This is a genomic window from Salinisphaera dokdonensis CL-ES53 (genome assembly GCF_040361215.1).
GTDB lineage: Bacteria > Pseudomonadota > Gammaproteobacteria > Nevskiales > Salinisphaeraceae > Salinisphaera > Salinisphaera dokdonensis.
Map to the genome: position 1 here is coordinate 128327 of NZ_APND01000003.1, position 25569 is coordinate 153895.

General features: G+C 64.9%; 26 protein-coding genes and 1 tRNA gene. 15 read left to right on the plus strand and 12 right to left on the minus strand.

The window, feature by feature from the left end:
* Nucleotides 1-75 precede the first annotated feature (75 nt).
* The 7 genes from ychF to SADO_RS10210 all read right to left on the minus strand — a co-directional run bounded on the left by ychF (nt 76) and on the right by SADO_RS10210 (nt 6677).
* Entirely contained in the window at nt 76-1167 is a 1092-nt protein-coding gene (gene ychF, locus SADO_RS10180) for a redox-regulated ATPase YchF (RefSeq protein ID WP_353111094.1), read from the minus strand.
* A 9-nt stretch (nt 1168-1176) separates the two neighbouring features.
* Nucleotides 1177-1761 carry an aminoacyl-tRNA hydrolase gene (gene pth, locus SADO_RS10185; RefSeq protein ID WP_353111095.1) on the minus strand — a complete coding sequence of 195 codons (585 nt, stop codon included), beginning with the start codon at nt 1759-1761 and terminating at the stop codon, nt 1177-1179.
* 49 nt (nt 1762-1810) lie between these two features.
* The gene (locus tag SADO_RS10190; RefSeq protein ID WP_353111096.1) at nt 1811-2548 is read right to left on the minus strand and encodes a 50S ribosomal protein L25/general stress protein Ctc; all 738 of its coding nucleotides are present in this window, start codon (nt 2546-2548) and stop codon (nt 1811-1813) included.
* 156 nt (nt 2549-2704) lie between these two features.
* Nucleotides 2705-3661, minus strand: a complete 957-nt coding sequence (locus SADO_RS10195; protein WP_353111097.1) for a ribose-phosphate diphosphokinase — start codon at nt 3659-3661, stop codon at nt 2705-2707.
* A gap of 390 nt (nt 3662-4051) precedes the next feature.
* A tRNA-Gln gene (locus SADO_RS10200) sits at nt 4052-4126 on the minus strand.
* A 164-nt stretch (nt 4127-4290) separates the two neighbouring features.
* Complete coding sequence (gene lolB / locus SADO_RS10205) at nt 4291-4917, minus strand: lipoprotein insertase outer membrane protein LolB (protein WP_353111098.1); 627 nt, start codon at nt 4915-4917, stop codon at nt 4291-4293.
* On the minus strand, nt 4914-6677 hold the full coding sequence (locus tag SADO_RS10210; RefSeq protein WP_353111099.1) for a tetratricopeptide repeat protein: 1764 nt from the start codon (nt 6675-6677) through the stop codon (nt 4914-4916). Before SADO_RS10210 ends, lolB begins: the two co-directional genes overlap by 4 nt.
* 80 nt (nt 6678-6757) lie before the next feature.
* Between SADO_RS10210 and hemA the strand changes: the two genes are divergently transcribed.
* The 4 genes from hemA (at nt 6758) to SADO_RS10230 (ending at nt 10681) form a co-directional block, all read left to right on the plus strand.
* Complete coding sequence (gene hemA, locus SADO_RS10215; protein WP_353111100.1) at nt 6758-8047, plus strand: glutamyl-tRNA reductase; 1290 nt, start codon at nt 6758-6760, stop codon at nt 8045-8047.
* Nucleotides 8044-9129: a peptide chain release factor 1 gene (gene prfA, locus SADO_RS10220; protein WP_353111101.1), complete on the plus strand. Its 1086-nt coding sequence runs from the start codon at nt 8044-8046 to the stop codon at nt 9127-9129. The genes hemA and prfA overlap by 4 nt, the downstream gene beginning before the upstream one ends.
* A 14-nt stretch (nt 9130-9143) precedes the next feature.
* Nucleotides 9144-9995: a peptide chain release factor N(5)-glutamine methyltransferase gene (prmC, locus tag SADO_RS10225; RefSeq protein ID WP_353111102.1), complete on the plus strand. Its 852-nt coding sequence runs from the start codon at nt 9144-9146 to the stop codon at nt 9993-9995.
* 65 nt (nt 9996-10060) lie between these two features.
* Nucleotides 10061-10681 (plus strand): DUF3047 domain-containing protein, encoded by a 621-nt coding sequence (locus tag SADO_RS10230; RefSeq protein WP_353111103.1) that lies wholly within the window; start codon nt 10061-10063, stop codon nt 10679-10681.
* Between the two features lie 11 nt (nt 10682-10692).
* Here SADO_RS10230 and SADO_RS10235 read toward each other — a convergent pair whose 3' ends face one another.
* Nucleotides 10693-11706, minus strand: coding sequence for an isocitrate dehydrogenase (locus SADO_RS10235; protein ID WP_353111104.1), 1014 nt, complete (start codon nt 11704-11706; stop codon nt 10693-10695).
* A gap of 302 nt (nt 11707-12008) precedes the next feature.
* On the opposite strand from SADO_RS10235, the gene SADO_RS10240 reads away from it, so the two are divergent.
* The 7 genes from SADO_RS10240 to SADO_RS10270 all read left to right on the plus strand — a co-directional run bounded on the left by SADO_RS10240 (nt 12009) and on the right by SADO_RS10270 (nt 17097).
* On the plus strand, nt 12009-12536 hold the full coding sequence (locus SADO_RS10240) for a L,D-transpeptidase family protein (protein WP_353111105.1): 528 nt from the start codon (nt 12009-12011) through the stop codon (nt 12534-12536).
* Nucleotides 12537-12687: 151 nt separating this feature from the next.
* Nucleotides 12688-13098, plus strand: coding sequence for a M67 family metallopeptidase (locus tag SADO_RS10245; protein WP_353111106.1), 411 nt, complete (start codon nt 12688-12690; stop codon nt 13096-13098).
* A 100-nt stretch (nt 13099-13198) separates the two neighbouring features.
* Nucleotides 13199-14902: a proline--tRNA ligase gene (locus tag SADO_RS10250; protein WP_353111107.1), complete on the plus strand. Its 1704-nt coding sequence runs from the start codon at nt 13199-13201 to the stop codon at nt 14900-14902.
* A 205-nt stretch (nt 14903-15107) separates the two neighbouring features.
* Nucleotides 15108-15653, plus strand: coding sequence for a lytic transglycosylase domain-containing protein (locus tag SADO_RS10255; protein ID WP_353111807.1), 546 nt, complete (start codon nt 15108-15110; stop codon nt 15651-15653).
* 59 nt (nt 15654-15712) lie between these two features.
* Nucleotides 15713-16102, plus strand: a complete 390-nt coding sequence (locus SADO_RS10260; protein WP_353111108.1) for an ArsC/Spx/MgsR family protein — start codon at nt 15713-15715, stop codon at nt 16100-16102.
* Nucleotides 16103-16120: 18 nt separating this feature from the next.
* Entirely contained in the window at nt 16121-16747 is a 627-nt protein-coding gene (gene wrbA, locus SADO_RS10265) for an NAD(P)H:quinone oxidoreductase (protein WP_353111109.1), read from the plus strand.
* Nucleotides 16747-17097 carry a DUF2069 domain-containing protein gene (locus SADO_RS10270; protein WP_353111110.1) on the plus strand — a complete coding sequence of 117 codons (351 nt, stop codon included), beginning with the start codon at nt 16747-16749 and terminating at the stop codon, nt 17095-17097. The genes wrbA and SADO_RS10270 overlap by 1 nt, the downstream gene beginning before the upstream one ends.
* A 56-nt stretch (nt 17098-17153) precedes the next feature.
* Here the strand turns inward: SADO_RS10270 and SADO_RS10275 are convergent, their stop codons facing one another.
* From SADO_RS10275 to SADO_RS10285, 3 genes are all read right to left on the minus strand, one after another.
* Complete coding sequence (locus tag SADO_RS10275) at nt 17154-18734, minus strand: FAD-binding oxidoreductase (RefSeq protein WP_353111111.1); 1581 nt, start codon at nt 18732-18734, stop codon at nt 17154-17156.
* A gap of 168 nt (nt 18735-18902) precedes the next feature.
* Nucleotides 18903-19598, minus strand: a complete 696-nt coding sequence (hda, locus tag SADO_RS10280; RefSeq protein ID WP_353111112.1) for a DnaA regulatory inactivator Hda — start codon at nt 19596-19598, stop codon at nt 18903-18905.
* A gap of 31 nt (nt 19599-19629) precedes the next feature.
* Entirely contained in the window at nt 19630-20667 is a 1038-nt protein-coding gene (locus SADO_RS10285) for an AI-2E family transporter (protein ID WP_353111113.1), read from the minus strand.
* A gap of 416 nt (nt 20668-21083) precedes the next feature.
* Here SADO_RS10285 and purM point away from each other — a divergent pair, with 416 nt between their 5' ends.
* The 3 genes from purM to SADO_RS10300 are packed head-to-tail and all read left to right on the plus strand — an operon-like array spanning nt 21084 to nt 23552.
* Nucleotides 21084-22127 carry a phosphoribosylformylglycinamidine cyclo-ligase gene (gene purM, locus SADO_RS10290; RefSeq protein ID WP_353111114.1) on the plus strand — a complete coding sequence of 348 codons (1044 nt, stop codon included), beginning with the start codon at nt 21084-21086 and terminating at the stop codon, nt 22125-22127.
* Nucleotides 22128-22129: 2 nt separating this feature from the next.
* Complete coding sequence (gene purN, locus SADO_RS10295; RefSeq protein ID WP_353111115.1) at nt 22130-22816, plus strand: phosphoribosylglycinamide formyltransferase; 687 nt, start codon at nt 22130-22132, stop codon at nt 22814-22816.
* Nucleotides 22785-23552, plus strand: coding sequence for a DUF3108 domain-containing protein (locus SADO_RS10300; protein ID WP_353111116.1), 768 nt, complete (start codon nt 22785-22787; stop codon nt 23550-23552). Before purN ends, SADO_RS10300 begins: the two co-directional genes overlap by 32 nt.
* 286 nt (nt 23553-23838) lie before the next feature.
* Here the strand turns inward: SADO_RS10300 and dcd are convergent, their stop codons facing one another.
* Nucleotides 23839-24405, minus strand: coding sequence for a dCTP deaminase (gene dcd / locus SADO_RS10305; RefSeq protein ID WP_353111117.1), 567 nt, complete (start codon nt 24403-24405; stop codon nt 23839-23841).
* A 139-nt stretch (nt 24406-24544) separates the two neighbouring features.
* On the opposite strand from dcd, the gene SADO_RS10310 reads away from it, so the two are divergent.
* Complete coding sequence (locus SADO_RS10310; protein WP_353111118.1) at nt 24545-25552, plus strand: zinc-dependent alcohol dehydrogenase family protein; 1008 nt, start codon at nt 24545-24547, stop codon at nt 25550-25552.
* Nucleotides 25553-25569: the final 17 nt, after the last annotated feature.

The following is a 25569-nucleotide window of genomic DNA, read 5'->3' on the forward strand; positions in this document are numbered from 1 at the left end:
CGTAGTTTCTTCGCCGCGGGCCGTCGTGTCAACCCTTGTGCGGCAACGTTTTGCCCGTGCTTTGAACGGGCTGAATCAGACGTTGAAACGAAAGTGGACCACGTCCCCTTCCGTCATCAGATATTCCTTGCCCTCTAGCCGGTGACGGCCCGCTTCCTTCGCGCCTTTCTCGCCCTTGAGCGAGACGTAGTCGTCGTAGCCGATGACCTCGGCACGGATGAACCCACGCTCGAAGTCGGTATGGATCACGCCGGCGGCCTGGGGCGCGGTGGCACCACGACGTACCGTCCAGGCGCGCACTTCCTTGGGCCCGGCGGTGAAGAAGGTCTGCAGGCCGAGCAATTCGTAGGCGGCCCGGATGACGCGATCGAGTCCCGGCTCCTCGAGGCCGAGATCGGCCAGAAATTCGTTCTTGTCGTCGCCGTCCAGCTGGGCGAGCTCGCCCTCGAGCGCCGCGCATACGGCGACGACCGGCGCGTTCTGGGCGGCCGCATGCTCCGATACGCGATCGAGCAGCGGATTGTTCTCGAAGCCTTCCTCGTCGACGTTGGCGACGAACAGGGCCGGCTTGGCGGTGATCAGGTGCAGCTCGCGCAGGGCCAGTCGATCGTCATCGCTCAGATCCATGGCCCGCACGGGTGCACCCGTATCCAGGTGATCGCGCACCCGCTCGAACAGTTCGACATTGCGCTTGGCGGTTTTGTCGCCCGACTTGGCCGCCTTCGCGGTGCGGTCGGCTGCGCGCGTGACCGTGGTCAGATCGGCGAGCGCCAGTTCGGTGTCGATGGTCTCGATATCCGCGATCGGATCGACCTTGCCCGACACGTGCATGACGTCGTCATCGTCGAAACAGCGCACCACGTGCAGGACGGCGTCCGTTTCGCGGATATTGGCCAGAAACTGGTTGCCTAGGCCCTCACCGGTCGAGGCGCCGGCCACGAGACCCGCGATATCGACGAATTCGATCGTCGTCGGCAGCGTCTTGTCCGGGCTGGCGATCTCGGCGAGCGCGGTGAGACGCGGATCCGGCACCGTCACCACGCCGACATTGGGGTCGATGGTGCAGAACGGATAGTTCTCGGCCGGAATCTCGGCGGCGGTGAGTGCGTTGAAGAGCGTGGACTTGCCCACGTTGGGCAAGCCGACGATACCGACCTGAAGTGCCATGCGCTGCCCCTAGGGAGACTTGCGGGAATTGAGTTGCTGGGCGCCGTGGTCCCAGCCCTTGTCGAGCGCCGTTTCGAGCGCTTCGATACCGGCATCGATCGCGGTATCGATCTCGATGCGCTCGTCCGGCGCCGGCGTGCCGAGCACGTAGGACAGCACCTGACCCCGGTCGCCCGGATGGCCGATGCCGATACGCAGGCGCTTGTACTGGGTGCCGATCACGCGAGTGACATCGCGCAGACCGTTGTGGCCCCCGTGGCCGCCGGACTGCTTGAGCCGGGCGGTGCCGGCCGGCAGATCCAGATCGTCGTGAATCACCAGTACGCTTTCCGGCGCGATCTTGTGGAACGCGCAAAGCGGCTGCACGGCATCGCCGCTACGATTCATGAAGGTCGACGGCTTGAGCAGCCACACCGTGGCGTCGCCCATGCCATACCGCGCCAGTTCGCCCTTGAACTTGCGCTCAGGCGACGGGAACACGCGCCAGCGGTCGGCGAGCCGATCCGCCAGCCAGAAACCGACGTTGTGCCGGTCGCTGGCGTGGTCAGCGCCGGGGTTGCCCAGCGCCACGACGGCGCGAATCGGATCGCTCACGCCACACCGTGGTGCCGGGCCCGCACGACAGAGTCAGACGAAACGAAGACTACTTGTCTTCGTCTTCGCTGCTGTCGTCGCCGGCATCCTCGGAATCGCCATCCTCGGCGCCTTCCTCGGATTCGCCTTCTTCGCCCTCGGCGGCTTCCGCAGCCGCGGCTTCGGCTTCAGCCTCTTCCTCGGCTTCCAGCTCGATGGCGGCACGCGGCACCTGAACGGAAACGACAGTGCGATCGTGCTGATCTTCCTCGTCGCCCATCAGTTCGACGATCTCGACGCCTTCCGGCAGGACGAGTTCGCTCAGGTGCACGGAGTCATGCAGATGCAGCTTGGTGCAGTCGACCTCGATGTACTCCGGCAGATTGCGCGGCAGGCACTCGATCTCGATGTCGTTCATGTTGTGCTGGACAACGCCGTCTTCGTCGGCAACGCCCGGGCACTCGTCCTCGCCCACAAAGTGCAGCGGCACGCTCATGCGCAGCGCTTCGCCCGCGACAATGCGCAGGAAGTCGGCATGCTCGATGAACGGCTTGGCCGGGTGGCGCTGCAACGCACGCAGCACGACTTCCTCGGTCTGGCCACCATCGACGTGAATCTTGACGATGTGCGAGAAGAACGCCTCGTTGTCGAGATGATGCTCGAGGTCGTTGTGCTCGAGAGTCAGCATCACCGGCTCGCCATTGCCACCGTAGATGATGGCCGGCACGCGGCCGGTGCGACGCAGGCGACGGTTCTCGGCGCGGCCCTTCGCGGTACGTTTTTCCGCATTCAGCTCGAAAGCTTCCATATCGATTCGCTCCAATAATAAGGACGGCCGCCGGGGGTTCCCGCCGGTCGCTCGATCGTTGTTTTCATGGCGGGCCGCCGCCCACCGTTCGCAAAAGACCGCGTAGTATACGCGCTTGAACGGCAAATGCACGACCTCTGCGGCCATGCATTGCTGTTAGTCCACGTACAGCGTGGAAACGGATTCCTCGTTGCTCACTCGGCGGATGGTTTCGGCCAGCAACGCAGCGATGTGCAGCTGGCGGATCTTGCCGCAGGCTGCGGCGTCCGGCGACAGCGGGATCGTATCGGACACGACCAGTTCGTCGAGCCGCGAATTGCTGATGTTTTCCACCGCCTTGCCGGACAGCACGGCGTGCGTGACATACGCCTTCACCGACGTTGCGCCCTGATTCTTGAGCGCGTCGGCGGCCTGGCAGAGCGTGCCGGCGGTGTCGACCAGATCGTCGACCATGATGCAGCTCTTGCCGTTCACGTCGCCGATGATGTTCATCACCTTGGCTTCGTTGGCCTTGGGACGACGCTTGTCGATGATCGCCAAATCGGCATCATCGAGGCGTTTGGCAAGCGCTCTTGCGCGCACCACGCCGCCGACGTCCGGCGATACCACGATCAGCTTCTCGTCCTTCTTCTGGCGCCAGATGTCGCCCAGTAGAATCGGCGAGGCATAGACGTTGTCCACGGGCATGTCGAAAAAGCCCTGGATCTGGTCGGCGTGCAGATCGACGGTCAGTACGCGATCGGTGCCGACGGCGCCGAGCATGCTGGCAACGACCTTGGCCGAGATCGGCACGCGCGCGGAGCGCGGCCGCCTATCCTGGCGGGCGTAGCCGAAATACGGAATCACGGCGGTGATACGGCCGGCCGATGCGCGATGCAGCGCATCGATGAGCATCAGCAGCTCCATGACGTTGTCGTTCGTCGGGCGGCAGGTGGACTGCACCACGAACACATCGCGTCCGCGCACGTTCTCTTCGATCTCGACCGCGATCTCGCCGTCGGAGAACTTGCCGACACTCGCCTTGCCCACAGGCAGCTTGAGATAACCGGCCACGTCCTTGGCCAACGCCGGATTGGCGTTGCCGGTAAAGACCATCAACCTGGAATCCGCCATGCGTTCGTGCTGCCGTGCTGTCGATTGAAAATGAGCAACGGCCGACGAAAAACATCGTCAACCGTATTGCAACGCCGTTCGGCGATGCTTGATCCCAGCGGAAGATGCGACGAACGCTGCGCCGCTTGAACCGCTTTTTCAGACCCCGCGCTGCTGCGCTGACCGGTTTGAGCGCGCTGCCACAGAGGCTGTTCGTGCCCGCTATCGCGGGCGTCTCTATGTTGGCTGGGGCGGCAGGATTATTCGCCACCTACCGGTGGCTCACCCTGCGGGCTCGTGCCTCTGCGCGTCACGATTCTTGCGCGCTTCGCGCGCTGCGTCGAACCTGGCAGGTCCTCATCCAGCCGCCCCGGCTGTTCTTCGTGCCCGCTTTCGCGGGCGTCTCTATGTTGGCTGGGGCGGCAGGATTCGAACCTGCGGTACACGGGATCAAAACCCGATGCCTTACCGCTTGGCTACGCCCCATCTGACTCGGTTGTTTTCGTTCCTTCGAACTGCGCCGCTTTCCGGCTCAATTCGAAACCGCGTATTGCCTAGCCTCGATCAGCCGGCGATACGCTTTGAAGAGACCTTTACGGGCCGACCCCTTCAATGAAGGCCGCGTATTTTCTTGACTGCTCGAGCCGCTGTCAATTCGCGCGCGATACGCCGTCGACATCGAACCAGCGATCGACGACCAGGCGGATTCGTGTTTCACCGTTATCGAGCACGATGCGACGCGGCACCGCGGGCGCGCCTTCGGGCTCGATATAGTCGGGAAACGACAGGGCCCAACCCTGCTGTTCGAGCGCAATCATGCGGCCCTGCTCGTCGACGCTGATGCGCTCGTAGTCGCCCGGCGCGGGCAAGCCGCGCGCCCAGAAGCGCAGCGGTTCGAGCGGGAACGTCCAGCCCAATGTCCGCTCGACCAGCGCATCCGGCTCTTCGGTGACATAGCGCTCATCGCGCGTCTGGATAACCACTTCTTCCTCGAGCGCGCCCATGGCACGGAAGCCGCCCGCGCCCAGCGGCCCGGATAGCCGCACATCGAATTCCTCGCCCTGCTGGCGCCAGCTCAGGTTGCCAGTCCAGCCGAGCAGCTGCCCGGTGGCAACGCGCCCCTGCAGGGACCAGACGCTGAAGTCCGCCAGCTCTTCCTTGTGCTCGGCCCAGGCCGACGCATTGACGACGCCGGGCTCGGTTTCCGCCGGTTTGCGGATGATCGCGCAGCCGGACAGCACGGAAAGAACCAGCAGTGAGGCAACAAGTTTCTTCATGGATCGAGACGGTTCACGGTTTCACGCAGAACCGGATGGTCGGGGTTGTCAGCCAGCGCACCCTGCCAGACTTCGCGCGCGGCTTCATGCTGGCCCTGCGTCCAGAGCACTTCGCCCAGATGGGCCGCCACCTCGGCGTCCTGGAAGTCGCTGTAGGCCTGTTCAAGGTAACGACGCGCCTGCGCAAGGTTGCCGAGCCGGTATTGCACCCAGCCCATGCTGTCGAGAATTGCCGGGTTGTCGGGCTCGGCTTCAAGTGCGCGCTCGATATAGTCGAGGGCTTCCGCGTAGCGGTCGCTGTGATTGGTCAGCAGGTAGCCGAGCGCATTGAGCGCGCGCACATCGTTGGGTTCGCGCTCGAGCACCGCACGCAGATCTGCCTGGGCATCATCTATTTTTCCGAGCCGCTCCAGCGCCATCGAGCGGCCGTAGCGCAGCTCGGTGCTGTTGGGCACGGCATCGAGTCCGTGGTTGTAGATATCCAGCGCTGCCCGCGGCTCTTCGGCCTCGTAGAGCAACTGGCCTTCGGCGGCATAGAGCTGGTCGGTGAGTTCCGGATAGGTTTCGCGCAGTTCGGCAATGCGCTGTTGCGCGCCTGGCAGATCACCCTGCTGGTAGATCATGCGCGCGGCGCGCACCTGGGCGTCGAAGGCACGGCCGCCGCTTTCGACCCGCTGATACCAGTGCTGCGCGTTGGCGTAATCCTCGTTCTGTTCCGCTACCGTGCCCAGATAATAGGCCGCGTCGTCGGCGCGCTCGTTCTTGTCGTATAGCGTCTTGAACGCGGTTTCGGCGCGCTCGAGATCACCGATACTCAATGCCAGAATCGCCAGTCCGTAGCGCGCGTCGGCGTTGTCGGGCTGCAGCACGATCGCGCGTTCGAATTCGCTCAGCGCGGCCTCATCCTCGTCGGCTTCGATGAGCAGGCGTGCCAGCGTGAGGTGGTATTGCGCGCGGCTTGCATCGTTGCCGGCCAACTCGTCGACCAGCGCCTGCGCTTTTTCCGTCTCACCCTCACGGATCCATACGCCGGCCTGTAAGAGCACGGCATCGTTCCAGGTCGGGTCGATAGCGAGGGCGCGCTCTGCTGCGCGCGCGGCCACTTCACTGCGCTCGTAGCGCAGCGCGATCACGCCGAGCGCGTACTGCGCCGGTGCACTCTGGCTGTCGCGTTCGGCCATGTCGCGGACGGTATCGATCGCAATATCGGCCGCCTCTGGCTGGCCGCTGACCACATCCGCGAGCAGCCGGTAGCCGATATCGGGCGATGCCGCCGCGCGCACCATGGCGGGCGCGTAAACGCCCAGTCCTTCGGCGTCGCTGTTGGCTATGGCCATGCGCGTGGCGGTGCGCTGGGCATCCAGAGAATCCGGCTCGGCGGCTGCCCAGACCCGCGCGGCGCGATAGGCCATTTCGGGTTTTTCTGCGAACAGCGCGATACGCGTGGCACGCTTCGCGAGCGCCGGGTCGTTGGAATATTCGAGAGCGGCCACATATTCCTGCGCGGCGAGCTCGCGCTTGTTGCGCTGAATCGCCATTTCGCCGGCAAGGACATGGTATTCGTAGGCTTCGCGCCGACTCGCCTTCGACGGCTGCACGGCGTTCGCGTCGATACGCACGTCCGACGCGGGTCGCTCACCGATCGGCTGGCTGGCACAGCCGCTCACCAGCGATACGGCGAGCGCGGCTGCCGCGAATACGGCACCACCGAGCCGCCTCGCCCTCGCCTGGCCGGCACAATTCACGTCGTTGATATGCATGAGGCGATGATAGCGCGACGATCGAACCAGGGGCTATGTAAACCGGCGCGCCACGTGACGTGTGACGGTAGAATGACGCCATGACGCTGCTGACCGTCGGCCTGAACCACATAACCGCCCCGCTATCGGTCCGCGAGACCGCGGCGTTCCCGCCCGAGCAGTTCGACTCGGCGCTGGACGACTTTTTGCGCCTGCCGCATGTGCACGAGGGCGCGATCCTGTCGACCTGCAACCGCACCGAACTGTATGCCGTGACCGACGCCCCCGGCGATGCCGAACTGCGCCACTGGCTATGCGAACAGCGCGGGCTCAACGACGATGCCATGGCGCGTTACTTCTATATCCATCGCGATCGCGACACCGTCCGCCATAGCCTGCGCGTGGCCGCCGGACTGGATTCGATGATTCTCGGCGAGCCGCAGATCCTGGGCCAGATGAAGAACGCCTATCGCAGCGCGCGCGCAGCCCGCGGCGCTGGCCCGCTGCTCACCCGGCTGTTCGAGCACAGTTTCGCGGTAGCGAAGCAGATCCGCAGCCAGACCGAGATCGGCGCCAACCCCGTATCCGTGGCCTATGCCGGCGTGAGCCTGGCGCGCCAGATCTTTGCCGACCTGTCCGAAACCGCGGCGATGTTCATCGGCGCCGGCGAAACGGTCGACCTGGCCGCGCGCTATCTGGCCGAGGCCGGCGTTCAACGCATGATCTTCGCCAATCGCAGCATCGAGCGTGCGCAGGCGCTGGCCACGCGCTATCACGGCTATGCGATCGCGCTCGACGACGTGCCCGCGCATCTGGCCGAGGCGGACATGCTGATATCGTCGACCGCCGCGCCGGGCTTCATGGTCCATTTCGACCAGCTGCGTGCCGCGGTCAAGAAACGCCGGCGCAAGCCCATGTTCGTACTCGACCTGGCCGTGCCGCGCGATATCGACCCGAGCGCGGGCAAGCTCGAGGACATCTATCTCTATTCGGTGGATGACCTGCAGAGCGTCATCGACGACAATCGCCGCTCGCGCGAAAAGGCGGCCGCGCTCGCCAACGGCATGCTCGATGTCCGTATCGAGGAATACATCGACTGGCTGGACTCGCGTCAGGCCACCGATACCATCCGCCAGCTGCGCGATCAGGCCCATACCGCGCGCGAGGATGTGCTCGACAAGGCCCGGCGCCGGCTGGCTCGCGGCGAGAACACCGAGGACGTGCTCGCCTTCGTCGGCCGTACGCTGACGAACAAGCTCATGCACGAACCGAGTGCCACACTGCGCAAGGCACGCGGCGCCCATCAGCAGGAACTGCTGACCAGTGCCCGTCATCTGTTTTCGCTCGATGACGGCGACTCTTCCAAAACGACCACAGAAGACAACGAATGAAAGATTCCCTGCGCGCCAAACTCGAGGAACTGGTCGAACGCCACGAGGACCTCGCGCACTCCCTGTCCGATCCCGAAGTCATCGGCGATCAGGACAAGTTCCGGCGCATGTCCCAGGAATACGCCCAACTGGAATCGCTGACCGAGGACTATCGCGCCTGGCGCACGCTGGTCGACGAGATCTCTGACCTCGAGGACATGCAGAACGCCGACGAGGCCGAGCTGCGCGAAATGGCGGACATGGAGCTGGAATCCGCGCGTGAGCGTCTGGTCGATCTCGAAGCCGCGCTGCGCAAGCACCTGATCCCGCGCGACCCCAACGACAACGCCAATCTGTATCTGGAAATCCGCGCCGGTACCGGCGGCGACGAAGCCGCCCTGTTCGCCGGCGACCTGCTGCGCATGTACTCGACCTATGCCGAGAAGCAGGGCTGGCAGGTGGAGATCCTGTCCGCGAGCGAAGGCGAGCACGGCGGCTACAAGGAAGTGATCTCGCGCCTGATCGGCACCGGCGCGTTCTCGCGCCTGAAGTTCGAGTCCGGCGCGCATCGCGTGCAGCGCGTGCCCGCCACCGAATCCCAGGGTCGTATTCATACCTCGGCCTGCACCGTGGCCGTGCTGCCGGAACAGGATGAAGTCGGCGATATCGATATCAGCGCGAACGACATCCGCGTGGATACCTATCGTGCCCAGGGCGCGGGCGGCCAGCACATCAACAAGACCGATTCCGCGATTCGTATCACCCATATCCCGACCGGCGTCGTGGTCGAATGCCAGCAGGAGCGCTCGCAGCACAAGAACCGCGCACGCGCCATGAGCCTGCTGCAGACCAAGCTGCTCACCGCCGAGCAGGACAAGCAGGCCAGCGAACAGGCCGCCACCCGCAAGAAGCTGGTCGGCAGCGGCGACCGCTCAGAGCGTATCCGCACCTACAACTTCCCACAGGGCCGGGTGACCGATCACCGCATCAACCTGACGCTCTACAAGCTCGACGACGTGATGGCCGGTAACCTCGAGGAAGTCGTCGACGCGCTGACCAGCGAGCATCAGGCCGACCTGCTGGCCGAGATGGGCGCGGCCTAGCAGCCCACGACACCATGCCGGCCACGATCGATTCCACGCTGCGCGATGCGCGGGCGCGCCTGGCCCCGGTCAGCGACAGCCCCGATATCGACGCCCGGCGCCTTCTCGAACACGTGCTGGGCGTCAGCGGCAGCTGGCTGATCGTGCATGCGCGGGACTCGTTCGATCGCGACGCGCACTCACGCTTCGAAGCGCTGCTCGAACGCCGCCTCGCGGGCGAACCGCTGGCCTATGTGACCGGCCGAGTGGGCTTCTGGACACTCGATCTGGACGTCACGGCCGACGTGCTGGTCCCGCGCCCGGATACCGAAACACTGGTCGAGGCCGTACTCGAACACCACGACGCGCAGTCGCTTCGCCTGCTCGATCTCGGCACCGGCAGCGGCGCGATCGCGTTGGCTCTGGCCAGCGAACGCCCGAACTGGGCGATCACTGCCACCGACGCAAGCAAGAGCGCCCTCGCCTGTGCGCAAGCGAACGCCGAGCGCCTCACTCTGGACAATGTCACGTTCACGGTCGGCCCCTGGTATGCGCCCCTAGAGGGCGAGCTCTTCGACGTGATCGTGTCCAATCCACCCTACGTGGCGCCGGGTGACCTGCATCTCGACGCACCGGCGCTTCAGCACGAACCACAGGCGGCCCTGATCGCAGAAGACAACGGCCTGGCCGATCTCGAGCGGATCATCACGGGCGCGCCCGCACGATTGAACGCTGGCGGCGCCATTTATCTCGAACATGGCAACGACCAGGGCGCTGCCGTACGCTCGAAGCTGATCGCCGCTGGCTTCGAAGCAGTCGCCACGCGGCGCGACCTGGGCGGCAACGACCGCGTTACCCACGGCCTGCTCGCGAGGGCCACGTCATGATTCGCTATTCATCCACTCCGCGTCGTGTCACTCGATGTGCATTCGGATCGGTCACAACGATCGCGATGCTTTCGCTTACCGCGCTCGCCGCCACGGCGGCCGAGCGTGTCGACGTAGGCGTTTTCGCGCCCGGTTCGCTGACCGAGTGGGAAAGCCGATCGTTCGAAGGCAAGACCGACTACCGCCTGAGCGGCGACGGGGAGTCCCGTGTTCTGGAAGCGGCATGCGACGGCACCGCGTCGGCAATCGCACGCCGGGTGCCGGTCGATTTGAAGGCGACCCCCGTGTTGCATTGGCAATGGCGTGTCGACGGCGTACACGAAGGCTTGGACGAGCGCAGCAAGGCCGGAGACGACTTCGCCGCGCGGGTCTATGTGATCCGGGACGGCGGCCTGCTGAAATGGCGCACGCGGGCGATCAACTATGTCTGGGCGGGATCCAGTGAAGCAGGCCAGCACTGGCCGAACCCGTTCACCGATCAGGCCATGATGGTCGCTGTGCAAGCCGGGCCGCCGGACGACACCGGCGCGTGGGTCAGCGAGTCTCGCAATGTGCGCGCGGATTTCGAGCGCTTCTACGATCTCGATCTGGATACGGTCGACGCGGTCGCGATCATGACCGACTGCGATAACGCCGGCGGCCAGGCGGCCGCCGCGTATCGCAATCTCTACTTCGCGCCCGAATAACGCCTGATCAACTAGCCGAGTCGTTCGATCACCGCATCGGTGAAGCGATCCGTGGTGGCATTGCCGCCCAGATCGGGCGTGACGCGGTCATGCTCGGCCACGACCGAACGCACGGCACGGCGCAGACGATTGGCGTTCTCCGGCTGGTCCACATGCTCGAGCATGAGCGCCGCCGCCAGGATCACGGATGTCGGATTGGCGATGTTCTTGCCGGCAATATCGGGCGCACTGCCATGCACCGCCTCGAACATCGCGCAGTTCTCACCGATGTTCGCACCCGGCGCCAGCCCCAGGCCGCCGATCAGGCCGGCACACAGATCCGACAGAATGTCGCCGAACAGATTGGTGGTGACGATCACGTCGAAGCGTTCGGGATGCATGACGAGCTTCATCGCACAGGCATCGACGATCACCTCGTCGTGTTCGATGTCGTCGTACTCTTCGGAAATCTGGCGACCCACTTCCAGAAACAGCCCGGAGGTGGACTTCATGATGTTGGCCTTGTGCGCCAGCGTCACCTTGCGACGGCCGCGCGCACGCGCCATGTCGAAGGCGAACCGGATGATGCGCTCACACTCGGAACGCGTGATCACCGACAGTGCCTCGGCGCGATTGCCGTCTTCCGAGACTTTCTGACCCTGGCCCGAATACATGCCGCCCGTGTTCTCGCGCACGGTGATGATGTCGAGATTGTTGTAGCGCGACTGTGTGCCCGGCATCGACAGCGTCGGCCGCACGTTGGCATACAGATCGAAATGCTTACGCATCGCCACGTTCACCGAGCGATAGCCCTTGCCCGACGGCGTGGTCACCGGCCCCTTGAGCACCAGGCCGGTTTTCTCGATCGACTTGAGCGCCGATTCCGGCATCACTTCCGACTCACCCGCATCTAGAGCGGCCTGCCCGACGATGACTTCCTGGTATTCGAAGCCGGTATCGAGACAATCGAGTACACGCAGCGTGGCATTGACGATATCGGGCCCGATGCCGTCGCCCTTGATAACCGTGACCGGCGTTTTGCTCATGTCCAGATCCTGTTTCCGAAAGTTTGTAATGAACCGCCACCAGCCCCTTGAGGCGCCGACTTATGGCGGTTTTAAATCAGCTATGTGGCATCCTAGCACCCGAGATAAAACCGCCGATTACAAAGGCCGTACGGCTGGAATGATCGAGCGCAGCCCGCGTAGCCACTGGTCGCTACCCCGCCTGATCGGCAGAATTGCGTTTTCAGGCAGTTGCGTGCGACCAGGCGACGAGCCATTCGTCTGTCGTATGCCGCGGCCATAACCGCCCTGCCCGTTGAGACAAACCAAACAAGAGTCGGCCCATGCGCCCGAAAAGAATCGGTTATAGAGCACTTGTCACCTTGTGGCTGCTGACCACCCTGGCGCTCGCCGCTCCTGCGATCGCACAGGAAAGCGTCGGTGATACCGCCAGCCAGGCGCCGGTGGACCTGGTCGTGGTGATGAAAGCCAACCGCGTGCTTTATCTGTATTCCGATGGCGAGATGGTCGACCAGTTCCCGATCGCGCTCGGCAAGGATCCGATCGGTACCAAGCGCCGCCGTGGCGACAACAAGACGCCCGAAGGCCTCTATCGTCTGGACTGGCGCAACCCCAACAGCGATTTCTATCGTTCGCTGCATGTTTCCTATCCTGACGCACAGGATCGCGCGGCTTCGGCACGGCTCGGCGTGGACCCGGGTGATTTCATCATGATCCACGGCCAGCCGAGCTACGACGACCGCGAACGCGAAGGCGACTGGACCAACGGCTGCATCGCGGTATCCAACGCGGCGATCGACGAGATCTGGAACCGCGTGAGCGACGGCACGCGCATTCATATCTATCCCTGATAGTGGCGACCGCAAACCGCCGCGCCAGGCCGCGAGCCGGCCGGACCCGCATTAACAACAGCCCACGACGACCGGCGTAACCGCGGCCTGCTCGTCGCTAAGCGGTTCGGGCGCTATCATGCGCGTCGATTTCTCGGGACGGGATCAGCACGTGACACCACTGAAGATGAGCCGGCCGCTGGCGACGCGGCTGTTGTTCGAGGCGCAGAAGCAACCGGACGTTGAGGTCTGCGGCTTTTTGAGCGCGAGCGACGAGGGGCCACACGAGATCTATCCCGTGGCCAATATCGCCGCCGAGCCCGCTCGCCGCTTCGAGATGGATCCAGCCGGCCAGATCGCGGCCATGAAGGCCATGCGCGAGAACGGCGAGCGCCTGCTGGCCATTTATCACTCACATCCCAGCGCGCCGCCCGAGCCGTCGATCCACGATATCGAGGGGCTGGGCTATCCGGACGCGCTCTATCTGATCATCTCGCTCAATATCAAGGGCGTGCTCGAGATGCGCGCCTGGCAACGCGACGGCGAAGCCATGGTCGAGCGCGTCCTCACGGTCATGGACTGATCTCGACAACCCGATAGCGGGCCGACCATTCTCGGTCGGCGCCGCCTGTTTTTTGTAGAATCGCGGGCTGATTCGTTCACCTGCCCAACCGGCCTAACCCATGCGTCTATCCGCCTTCGCGCTGTCCACCACCAAAGAGACTCCGGCCGATGCCGAGATCGTGTCGCACCAGCTGATGCTGCGTGCCGGCATGATCCGCAAGCTCGGCGCCGGCCTGTATACGTGGAGCCCGCTGGGTATGCGCGTGCTGCGCCGGGTGGAAACCATCGTGCGCGAAGAAATGAACGCCACGGGCGCGCTGGAAGTGCTGATGCCGGCGATCCAGCCGTCCGAGCTGTGGCGGGAATCCGGCCGCTGGGAGCAGATGGGCGATCTCATGCTGCGCATGCACGACCGCGCCGAGCGCGAATACTGCTTCGGCCCGACCCATGAAGAAGTCATCACCGATTTCGTCAAGCGCGATATCAGCAGCTACAAGCAACTGCCGGTGAATTTCTACCAGATCCAGACCAAGTTCCGCGACGAGATCCGGCCCCGTTTCGGGCTCATGCGCGCCCGCGAATTCATCATGAAGGATGCCTACTCCTTCCATATGGATGAGGCCGATCTGGACCGCGAATACCACGCCATGCGCGCGGCCTATACGGCGATTCTCGATCGCATCGGCCTGGACTATCGCGTGGTCGCTGCCGATTCGGGCGCCATCGGTGGCGCGAAGTCCGAAGAGTTCCATGTGCTGGCGCAGGCCGGCGAAGATGAACTCGCGGTCTCGGAAGACGGCCGCTATGCCGCGAATATCGAGGCCGCAATCACCCTGCCCGGTAAAGACGAACGCCCGGCCCCGTCGGGCGAGCTGCGCAAGGTGGACACGCCCGGCGTCGCAACCATCGCGGATCTGTGCCAGTCGCTCGATCTGCCCGTGGAAACCACGGCCAAGGCTATCGTGGTCATGGGCGACGACGACAAGCCTGTACTGATGGTGCTGCGCGGCGACCACACGCTCAACGACATCAAGGCCGAGGGCATCGAAGGCATCGCCACGCCGCTCAAGTTCGCCGAGGAAAACGTCATTCGCGAACACTTCGGCGCCGGTCCCGGCTCGCTCGGCCCGGTCAATACCAACGTGCGCGTGATCGCGGACTACGCCGTACAGAACGCGGCCGACATGGCCGTCGGCGCAAACTACGACGGCGCCCACTTCGTGAACTTCAACTGGGGCCGCGACGCGATCGAGCCCGAGTTCGCGGACCTGCGCAACGTGACTGCCGGCGATCCCAGCCCGGACGGCTCGCCGCTGTCGGTGTTGCGTGGCATCGAGGTCGGCCACGTCTTCCAGCTCGGCGACAAGTACAGCAAAGCGCTCGAATTGAGCGTGCTCGACGAGAACGGCAAGGCCGTGACCCCACAGATGGGCTGCTACGGCTTTGGCGTGTCGCGTATCGTCGCCGCCGCCATCGAGCAGTGCTACGACGACGCCGGCATCTGCTGGCCGACCGCTATCGCGCCGTTCGAGCTGGTGATCATCCCGATCAAGGCCGACAAGTCGGCCACCGTGCGCGAGGCCTGCGAGAAGCTATACACCGAATGCCGTCAGGCCGGCATCGATGTCGCCTACGACGACCGTGGCCTGCGTCCCGGCCCGATGTTCGCCGATGCCGAACTGATCGGCATCCCGCATCGTGTGGTGGTTTCCGATCGTGGCATCGACGCGGGCACGCTCGAATACAAGGGCCGGCGCGATAGCGAAAACAGCCAGATCGAGTTCAGCCTGGAAGCGCTCAGGCAAAAGTTGTCGCAAGGCTAGCCGATACCGTCGTTACGCCACGCGTGGATACCTTGTGACCCGCGCGGCGATTGGGTGGATGACGGCCAGACAGGCCATCGGCTCTGAACCGGATTCGTGGGGGCGGCGCGATTTGATCATCGAGCATTCGGAAACACAGGCGCAGCCGCATCGACGCGGGCTGCGGCCCGGCGGTGTAGCAGCGCTGTTGCTCGTGCTCGCTTCGATGATCCTGGGCGGCACGGCACAGGCCGCCGCGGCCGCACGGCCCGGCGAGGTCGATCCGGACCTGCGCCGCGCGCTCGTGGCCGCGGTGCAGGAATCGGCCACCTTCTCGAATCGCTTCGAGGCCGAAGTCTGGCTCATGGATATGTCCACCCGGCTGGCCCGCCAGATGCCGGACGTCGGTCGCCGCATGGCCCTGCTCAAGACCGTGCACGCTGAGGCCACGCGCGCCGGGCTCGATCCGCAGATCGTGCTGTCGCTGATTCAGGTCGAGTCCGCCTTCAAGCGTTTCGCCGTGTCCTCGGCCGGCGCGATGGGGCTGATGCAGGTGATGCCGTTCTGGATCGACGAGATCGGGCGACCTGACGACAATCTCTTCGATATGCGCACCAACCTGCGTTACGGCTGCACGATCCTCGCCCACTACCTCAAGCGCGAGAAAGGCGACCTCACCGACGCGCTGGCCCGCTACAACGGCAGCCTCGGCAAGTACTGGTATCCGTCGCGCGTAGCCACCGCCCTGCAGACCCGCTGGTACGCACGCTGACGCGCCGCTCGCCGCGCTGGCGGGCAGCGATTGCGTCCGGGCCGGCGCGCCCGCACGATATGCCGCCGGTTCACCCCTACGCCGCCGCCATGCGTCTGTACTACAACCCGCGCTGTTCCAAGTCGCGCGCAGCACGTCAGCTTCTCGAAGAGGCCGGTCACGCCGTCGAGATCGTGAACTATCTCGATACGCCGCCCGATGCCATCACGCTCGCCCGCCTGCTCGAACACCTCGATGCCGAACCGGCCGACCTGGTGCGCACGACCGACGCGGCTTTCCGGGATCGAGCGCACCCAGCCACCACGCTGAATCGCGAAGCGGTAATCGATCTGCTCCAGGCCACACCAGAACTGATGCAGCGCCCCGTGCTCGATACCGGTACGCGCGCGATCATCGCCAGGCCACCCGAGCGCGTATTCGAACTCGTCGACAACTCGCACAACCACTAACGCATGAGCGACCAGCCCATGACCGACAATTCTTCGCCCGGCGCCAGCCGCGACATCCTCGTGCTCTACTACAGCCGCAGCGGCGCCACCGCCGCGCTCGCCAACGAGGTCGCACGCGGCGTCGCGCGGGCCAAGCCCATGCAGGCACGCGTACGCACCGTGCCGGAAGTCTCGCCCCAGACCGAAGCCAGCCAGCCGGCCGTGCCGGAAAGCGGCGCGCCCTATGTCAGCCACGATGACCTGGAAGATTGCGCGGGCCTGATCATCGGTTCGCCCACGCGCTTCGGCAACATGGCGGCACCGCTGAAATACTTCATCGACACGCTTTCGGGCCAGTGGCTCTCGGGCACGCTCGCCGACAAGCCGGGTGCGGTATTCACATCGACCGGCAGCCTGCACGGCGGCCAGGAAACTACGCTCACCAGCATGATGCTGCCCCTGATCCACCACGGCATGCTCATCGTCGGCCTGACTTATACCGCCGACAACTTGCTCGCCGAAACCGATAGCGGCGGCACGCCCTACGGCGCGAGCCATGTCTCCGGCGTGCTGGGCGACAAGGCGCTCACCGAGATCGAGAAGCAACTCGCCCGCAATCTCGGCGAGCGGGTCGCCCGCACCGCCCTGAAGCTTGGAGCTGCCTGATGCGCTGGTCCCGCTATGCACTCGGCCTGGCTATTGCCGGCAATGTCGCCGTGATCGCCAGCCTGTTCCTCCTGGCAGGCGTATCAGCCGGCCCCCGGCTGGTTCTTGCCGTGGTGTTCAGCCTGCCGCTGATTGCCTCGCTGAACGGGCTTTGCCGTGCCCGCCTGTATACCGCTGCCTGGGCGTCGATGGCGGCCATGTTCTATCTGGCCTATGCCATGGTCGAGTACATCGCCGGCGCCGGCACGGCCGCCGTCGATATCTGCCTGGCCGGCAGTATCGCGATGTTCGTGGGCACCGTTGTGTTCGCGAAATGGGATGCCCGGGAAAACGAAGCTGCACGCGACTGACGCGCGTTCTCACGACAGCGCAAGCCGGCCTCGCCCAGCTGAATGCCCCTAACCAACTAGTCGGCAAACCACAGACCGGGATTGAGCATGCCCGTCGGATCCAGCGCACTCTTCGCGCCGCGGATCGCGCTGCGAAACGCATCCGGTATCTCGGTGCGTGCCCAGGTCTTGTGGTCGCGCCCCATGGCATGGTGATGGCTCATGGTGCCACCGCCTGCGACTACCGCTTCCGAAACCGCGGCCTTGAGCGCGTGCCATTGGGTAAGCAGCGCGTCGTGTTCGCCGGGCGCATAGAACGAGAAATACAGCGCGACCCCATCGGTGTAGGCATGGGTCACACGACAGGCGACGCCGCCGTGCCCACAGACTTCATCCAGAGCCTCACCGGTCGCTTCCAAGACGCTGTGATAGAAGGCCGGCACGGCCGACCATGGCACCGCCGTTTCGAAGGTATCCACGATCACCGCATGGTCAAGCAACGCATCGCGCAAGTAGGGCTGGCGGAAGAAGGCCTCTCGCCAATCGCCGGCGCCGCTGTCGCCGGATGTACGCGGCGTGCCGCCATGAGCACGGGCAATCTCGACCGCGGCGTCGCGCTGGCGCGAGACGTCGTACTCGCCCTCGAAGCCGAGAATCATCAGCGCGCCCTCTCCGGCCCCGCCCGCCAGCGCGGTCGAGACCATATGCTCGAACGGATCGAGCACGCGCATCTGCGCCGGCCAGATCTCGGCCTGGGCGATGGCACGGGTGGCTTCCAGCGCAGTCTCGAAATCACGAAAACCGATGGATGCCGAGAGCTTGTGCGCCGGATCGGCCACCAGGCGTAGACGCACATCGGTGATCACGCCCAGCGCGCCTTCGCTGCCGGCCCAGAGCCGGTTCGGATCCGGGCCGATGCTGGAGGCGGGTAATGGGCGTGTCGTCGACGTGCTGCCGTCTGGCAGCATTACCGATAGCGACTGCACCCGATCCTCGATCTTGGCGCGCAGGGTAGAGAAATGCCCGGCGCCGCGGGTGGCAACCCAGCCGCCGAGCGTGGAATGGAAATACGACTGCGGATAATGCCGTACGGCAAGACCAGTGCCGGCCAGCGCGTTCTCCAGCGCCGGCCCGAGAATGCCGGCCTCGGCATGCACGACGCGGTCACGCTCGTTGATACCGAACACCTGATTCATGCGCTGCAGGTCGATCGTGACCGCACCGGGCCAGTCGCCCATATCCTCCGGGTTCACACCCCCGACCACGCTGGAACCGCCGCCGAAGGGAATCGCTGCCAGGCCGGCATCCGACGCCCAGGCCAGCGTATCCTCCAACTCCTGCGGATTGCGCGGCGTGGCGACCGCAGCCGGCGCGGCCAACGGCGTGCCGGCGCGTAGGGTGGCGAGATCGCGAAAACTGCGACCGACCGCGCGCAGCAGGCGCTGGTCGTGATCAGTCGAGACGAATGCCGCGAGCGCTTGCGGCGGATCGACCGCGGGCGTGGCGAGCGTCACATCGGCCGCACTCGGCCCCGGCCGTGCCGGCTGCGGCGCACCGCCGAGCACCGGCGCCATCACGTCGAGGATCGGTTGCAGCGTGGACTTGTCGATGGCGTCCTCGACATAGCCCCAGCCCATGGGGTTACGGGTCTTGTTCAAGCAGTTCTCCTCGTATGGCCGCGACATGGGCGGCGTCTATTATTTTTATCGCGGGCTCCCGGGCAGCGTTTCGACGACAGCCACCATAGAGCGCGCTTTCTGCGGAGTGTACAAAACCCAGTCCGAGTCGGCGCAGCGCCCGTGCGGCGCGAAGAAACCGCCGACGGCTCAGCCTTCGGCGGCGAGCGTCTGCTTCACAAAGGGAATGGTAAGGCGACGATGGGCGGCGAGCGATGCATGGTCGAGGGTATCCAGTGCACGCATAAGCGCCGGCACATCGCGCTCGCCGTGGCGCAGCAGCCAGCGGGCGGTCGCATAGGGCAGATCCATGCCGCGTTGGGCGGCCCGTTCGACCAGCAGGTCCAGCTTGTCGCTGTCATCGAGCTCAATCGCCGCGACCGCCCCACCCCAGCCCAGCCGGCTGGCCAGATCCGGCAGCGTCAGGCCGATCTCGCGCGGTGAGTTACGATCCGCCGCGAGCAGGCGGCCGCCGCTCGCGCGCAGGCCATCCGTCAGGCTCAGCAGGGCGATCTCGGCATCGCGGTCACCGGCAATCGCGCCCACGTCGTCGATGCAGACGCAGTCCATATCCTGCAGCCCGACGAGCAACGATTCGGCCTGATCGGCCATCTGGGCGAGCGGTACGTACACACTGCGATCCCCGGCATCGCCGGCGGCGCGACAGGCTGCCTGAAGCAGATGCGTCTTGCCGCTGGCTTCCGGCCCATGCAGGAAAAGACGCTCGCTGCGGCCGTCGACGATCTGCTCGACCGCGGCCCGCACCTGCGCGTTGGTCGCACCAACGAACGCTTCGAGCGTTGCGCTCTGCGGCAGCTGTACGCCAAGAATCATCTGCGTGGCCATTCAGACCCCGCTCCGCGCCGTCAGGTCCATGTCAGTGATCCAGATAGAGTCGGCTGGAACGCCACTGGCGGCCGCCATAGCGCACCACCACCGCAACCGCGGCAGCTACGGGCAGCGCAATGAGCACGCCCGCAAAGCCGAGCAACTGGCCGCCGGCAAGCACCGCGAAAATCACCCATACCGGGTGCAGGCCGATGGCATCGCCGAGCAACAGCGGCTGCAGCACGACCTGTTCGAGCACCTGGCCAATGCCGAATACGATAAACACCCAGATCAGCGCGAACGGATCGCCGGTCTGCACGAGCATCGCGATACTCGAGATCGCCAGGCCACTGATCACGCCGACATAGGGCACGAAGCTCACGATGCCCGCGCCCAGGCCGATCACCAGCGCCAGATCCAGTCCGGCCAGCCAGAGGCCGACGATATATACCGAGCCCAGCACGGTCATCACCAGCAGCTGGCCACGGATGAACTGCCCCAGCACCTGGTCGGTTTCCTGGGCGAGTTCGCTGATCGTGCCGACATAGCGGCGCGGCAGCTGCGACTTGATCCAGGCCACCATGTGATCCCAGTCGCGCAGCAGGTAGAACATGATCACGGGGATCAACAGGATGTTCATGGCGATGGCCATGAGCGCGGTGCCCGAGGAGAACGCCTTCTTGGCCACCGACGAGGCGAAGCCACCGGCGGTGCCCCAGTTATCGGCAATCAGCGTCTTGATCGATTCGACATCGAGTGCGCGGCCGCCCAGGTAAGGGGCCGTGGTCTGCTGTATCCAGTCCGCATAGCGCGGCAGATTCTGGACCAGCGTATTGATCTGTTGCTGCAACTGCGGCAGGAGCAACAACAACAGCAGGGTGAACACGACCACCACCACGGCGAAAACCACGACCACGCCGCTGGTGCGCGACAACCGCAGCGTCTCGAGCCGGTCGACGATCGGGTCGCAAACGTAGGCAAGCCCCGCGCCGATCAGAAATGGGGTGAGCACCGACCCCAGCAGCCACACGGCCAACACCACGAAAGCCAGCAGCCCGAGCACGAGATTGCGTTGCCGTTTCATCATCCAGCGGACACCATCAGCCCGGCACGCGTGAACGCGCGGAAGGCTCGCAACGATTGAACTGCGGTGCGGCGGCTACTCTCGATGCCGCGAAACGAGCGGTGCTGCACGAAGACCTCGGCATGAAACGACGATGGCGACAGGCACGATATGGCAGTCGTGTCACACCGCCCATCATTGCTGCCTGTCATTGCAGGGCCGCGTCCACATCGTGCGCTCCAGTTTCGTTTACACGTCCGGCGAACACCGAACTCTGCTGCGGCAGATTGGCGTATTTCACGCCTGTTCGCTGCACCGGAAACAAGTCAACGCGACTGCGGATCAGCATGAATGGCGGCAGACCCCAACTCCCGCGTTACAATAACATGCGTGCCCCCGCACCGGCGGGCGCCGTTTTCCCAAACCGCGAGCGATCACACGTGAGTCAACGCCCTTCCCTGACCTATGCCGATGCCGGCGTGGATATTGATGCCGGCAACCGTCTGGTGGACGAGATTCGTGGCCCGGTCGAAGCCACCCGCCGCCCGGAAGTGATCGGCGGCCTGGGTGGTTTCGGCGGCCTGTTCGAGTTGCCGGTGGACCGCTATCGCCGCCCCGTGCTGGTCTCCGGCACCGACGGCGTCGGCACCAAGCTGCGCCTGGCGATCGACGCCGCCCGCTATGACGGCATCGGCATCGACCTGGTCGCCATGTGCGTGAACGACGTCCTGGTCACTGGCGCCGAGCCGCTGTTCTTTCTCGATTACTACGCGACCGCGCATCTTGATGCCGCGGTCGCCGCACCGGTGATCAAGAGCATTGCCGAGGGCTGCCAGCAGGCCGGTGCCTCACTTGTCGGCGGCGAGACCGCGGAAATGCCGGGCATGTACGCCAGCGGCGATTTCGATCTCGCCGGCTTCTGTGTCGGCGTGGTCGAATACGACCGCCGCATCGACGGCAGCCGCATGACCGAGGACGGCGTTGTGCTCGGGCTGGCCTCGTCCGGGCCGCATTCCAACGGCTACTCGCTCGTCCGCCGGATTCTCGACGTGGCCGGCGCCACGCTGGATACCCGCCTGGGCGATCAGAGCCTGGGTGATGCCCTGCTCGCGCCGACACGTATCTATGTAAAGGCGATCCAGAAGCTGCTCGAAGCCGTCGACGTGCAGGGCATGGCCCACGTCACCGGCGGCGGCCTGGCCGAAAACTTCGCCCGTGTAATGCCCGAACATCTGGCCGCCACGCTAGAACGCAGCGCCTGGCAGCAGCCGCCGATCTTCGACTGGCTGGCCGATGCCGGCAATGTCAGCGACGCCGAGATGGCGCGCACTTTCAATTGCGGCATCGGATTCTGCGTGGTGGTGCCAGCCGATCAGGTCGCCCAGTCCATCGACATCCTCACCGGCGCCGGCGAGCAGGTCTTCACACTCGGCCGTATCCATGCGCGCGAAAACGCGGCCGACGACGCCGTTCGACTGGTTTGATCATGCCAATCGAAGGCGCCGAGAATCCGGCGCCACGTCTTGTCGTGGTCATTTCCGGGCGAGGTCGCAATCTGCAGGCGATCATCCAGGCCATCGAATCCGGTGATCTGAACGCCCAGATCGAGCTTGTGATCAGCAACCGCAGCGATGCGCCCGGCATGCAGATCGCCCGTATGGCCGGTCTGAACTGCGTCTGCATCGAACCCAAGGGATTCAAGCGTCGGGACGATTTCGACCGCGCGATGGGCGCGCGCATTGCGGCCGCCCGGCCCGACTGGGTGGTACTCGCCGGCTATATGCGCATCCTGAGTTCAGCTTTCGTCCAGCGTTTCGACGGCAAGCTCGTGAACATTCACCCCTCGCTGCTACCGCGCTACAAGGGACTGAACACCCACGAGCGGGTGCTGTCGAACGGCGATACGCGCCACGGCGCCAGCGTGCATTTCGTCACTCCCGATCTGGATGACGGCCCGCTGATCCGCCAGGCCAGTATTGCCGTTGCCGACGACGACACGCCCGAGACGCTGGCCGATCGGCTGATGGCCGACGTCGAGCAGCGCCTCTATCCGGCGGCGCTGGGCGATCTGATCGCCGGCACGGTTCGGTTCTACGACGGGGTCGTGTGGCGCGATGGCCAGATACAGGAGCACTGCCCACATGACGACTACGACTCGATCGCCACGACCTGAACCCCGCCGCCGGCATATTGCCGGCATCGCGCTGCTCGTCGGCGCCCTGTTCGCCTCGGTCGCCGGCGCAGCCGTCACCGACCCGTTCACAGCGCATTTCAAGGTCAACCGCGGCAAGATCGGGCTGGGCACGACGACCTTCAGCCTTGCCCGTGCCGAGACCGACAACTGCTACATCTATTCAGGTCGCGCCAACCCGAACGCGCTCGTGCGCGTGTTCATCGGCGATGTCACCGACGAAAGTCGTTTCTGTATCGAGGACGGCACGCTACGGCCGAGCCGCTTCTCGCATCACATGCAGGACGACGCGGAAGACAGCTACACCCTCGACTACGACTGGGCCGCGCGGCAGGTCGTCTATCGCAGCGAGGCCGGCAAGCAGGAAACGATGGCGCTGGGCGAACAGGGGCTCGACCCGCTGTCGATCCAGATCGCGGCGCGGCGCTGGGTGGCGGATGCTGCCGATCCCGACAGCCTCGGCGAGGCGGATTTCTCGCTCGTCGATGAAGACGAAACCAAGACCTACACGCTGCGCGCCAGCGACGGCGGCACCGTCGACACGCCGGCCGGGCGCTACGAGACTCTCTTGGTCGAACGCGTGGACGATGACAAGCGCCATCTGCGTTTCTGGCTGGCCCGCAACGCCGAGTGGATTCCGGTACGCGTGGAGCACCAGAAAGGCGACGGCGGCGTATTCCGCATGTCGCTGACCGGACTGGAACGTCCGGACGCATAGGGCCTGTTGCCGTCCCACACGACGCCGCGCCGAGGGCCATTTTTTCGCAAGACAAGGCGCAGCGAGCGCCGTATAGCCGCGCTACATAAGCGAGCTGCAACGCCGTATTGCGGAAAAATGGCCCTCGTCCCACGGTTATTTATTGAGGGTTGCGGCCCAAATCTACGCCATCCGGCGTTGCAGGACTTGACCTTGGAATAACCGAGGCCGGCGCCCTGCGCCTTGGCTGACGCAAATTTGGGTTGCAACGCGGGGCCGTGTGGAACGGCAACAGGCCCTGGACGAATCAGGTGCGCGGCAGCGTCACGCCGCGCTGGCCCTGGTACTTGCCGCCGCGGTCCTTGTAGGAGGTCTCGCAGACTTCGTCGGATTCCAGGAACAGCATCTGGGCCACGCCTTCGTTGGCGTAGATCTTGGCCGGCAGCGTGGTGGTGTTGGAAAACTCCAGGGTCACGTGGCCTTCCCATTCGGGCTCCAGCGGCGTGACGTTCACGATGATGCCGCAGCGCGCATAGGTCGACTTGCCGAGACAGATCGTGAGCACGCTGCGCGGAATTCGGAAATACTCCACCGTCGAAGCCAGCGCGAAGGAATTCGGCGGAATGATGCAGGTGTCGCCCTCGAAGTCCTGAAAGCTTTTGTCATCGAACGCTTTCGGATCCACGATCGCGGTGTTGATATTGGTGAATATCTTGAAATGCGGCGAGCAGCGCACGTCGTAGCCGTAGCTCGATACGCCATAGGACACGATCCGGCCCTTCTCGTTTTCCTTGACCTGGCCGGGCTCGAACGGCTCGATCATGCCGGTCTCGGCGGCCATGCGGCGGATCCACTTGTCGGATTTGATACTCATCGGGTCGGCTCTGCGCGGCGGGCAAAGCGCGCAGTTTAGCGCCTCGCGGGCGCACGCGCCTACGCCCGGACTGAGTCATGCCGCGCATTGACGTATTGTGGCCCTCGTCATTGCTGCACAAGCGTTCAGGAGTCCAGTTATGAAGGTCCAGCTCATCCGTGAATTCGGCGCGCCCGATGTCTTCGAAGCCGCCGACATCGATACCCCCAAACCCGGCGCCGGCCAGGTCCTGGTGCGCCAGATCGCATCCAGCGTGAACCCGGTCGATACCAAGCTGCGCGCGGCCGGCCCGCCGATCGCGCCCGAACTGCCGGGCGTGCTCGGCTGTGACGTGGCCGGCGTGGTCGAGGCGGTCGGCGAAGGCGTCACGCGCCTAAAAGAAGGCGACGCGGTCTATGGCTGCGCGGGCGGCCTGCGCGGTCGCGGCGGCGCCTACGGCGAATACATCGCAGTCGATGAAGCCTTCATGGCCTTCAAGCCGGAAGCGCTCGACTGGCGCGAAACCGCCGCCCTGCCGCTGGTGACCATCACGGCATGGGAGGCGATGGTCGATCGCACCCGCGTAATGCCCGGCGATCATGTGCTCATCCATGGCGGCGCCGGCGGCGTCGGCCATATCGCCATCCAGCTGGCCAAGGCTCAGGGTGCGCGCGTTGCCGCGACGATCTCCTCGGCCGCCAAGGCCGATATCGCGCGCCGCATGGGCGCAGACGACATCATCAACTACCGCGAGGAAAGCGTTGCCGATTATGTCGAACGCCTGACCGGCGGCCGCGGCTTCGATGTGGTCTTCGATGCCACCGGGGGCTCGGATATCGCCACCTCGTTTGCCGGCGCAAGGGTCAACGGACAGGTCGCGACCATCGTGTCGCAGTACGAGGCCGATCTCACACCCATGCATTCGGGCAGCCTGACGCTGCACACCATCTTCATGCTCACCAGCATGCTGCACGGCGTGCATCCGCAGCATCACGGCGAGATCCTGACCAAGGCCGGCCAGCTGGCCGCGACCGATCAGCTCAAGCCGCTGCTCGACGAACGTCGCTTCACGCTCGACGACATCGCAGCCGCGCATTCGCATCTGGAAGCCGGTGCTGCGGTCGGCAAGGTCGTGATCGATATCGGCGAAGAAGCGCGCAGCGCCTGATCGCCAGAAGCGCGCCC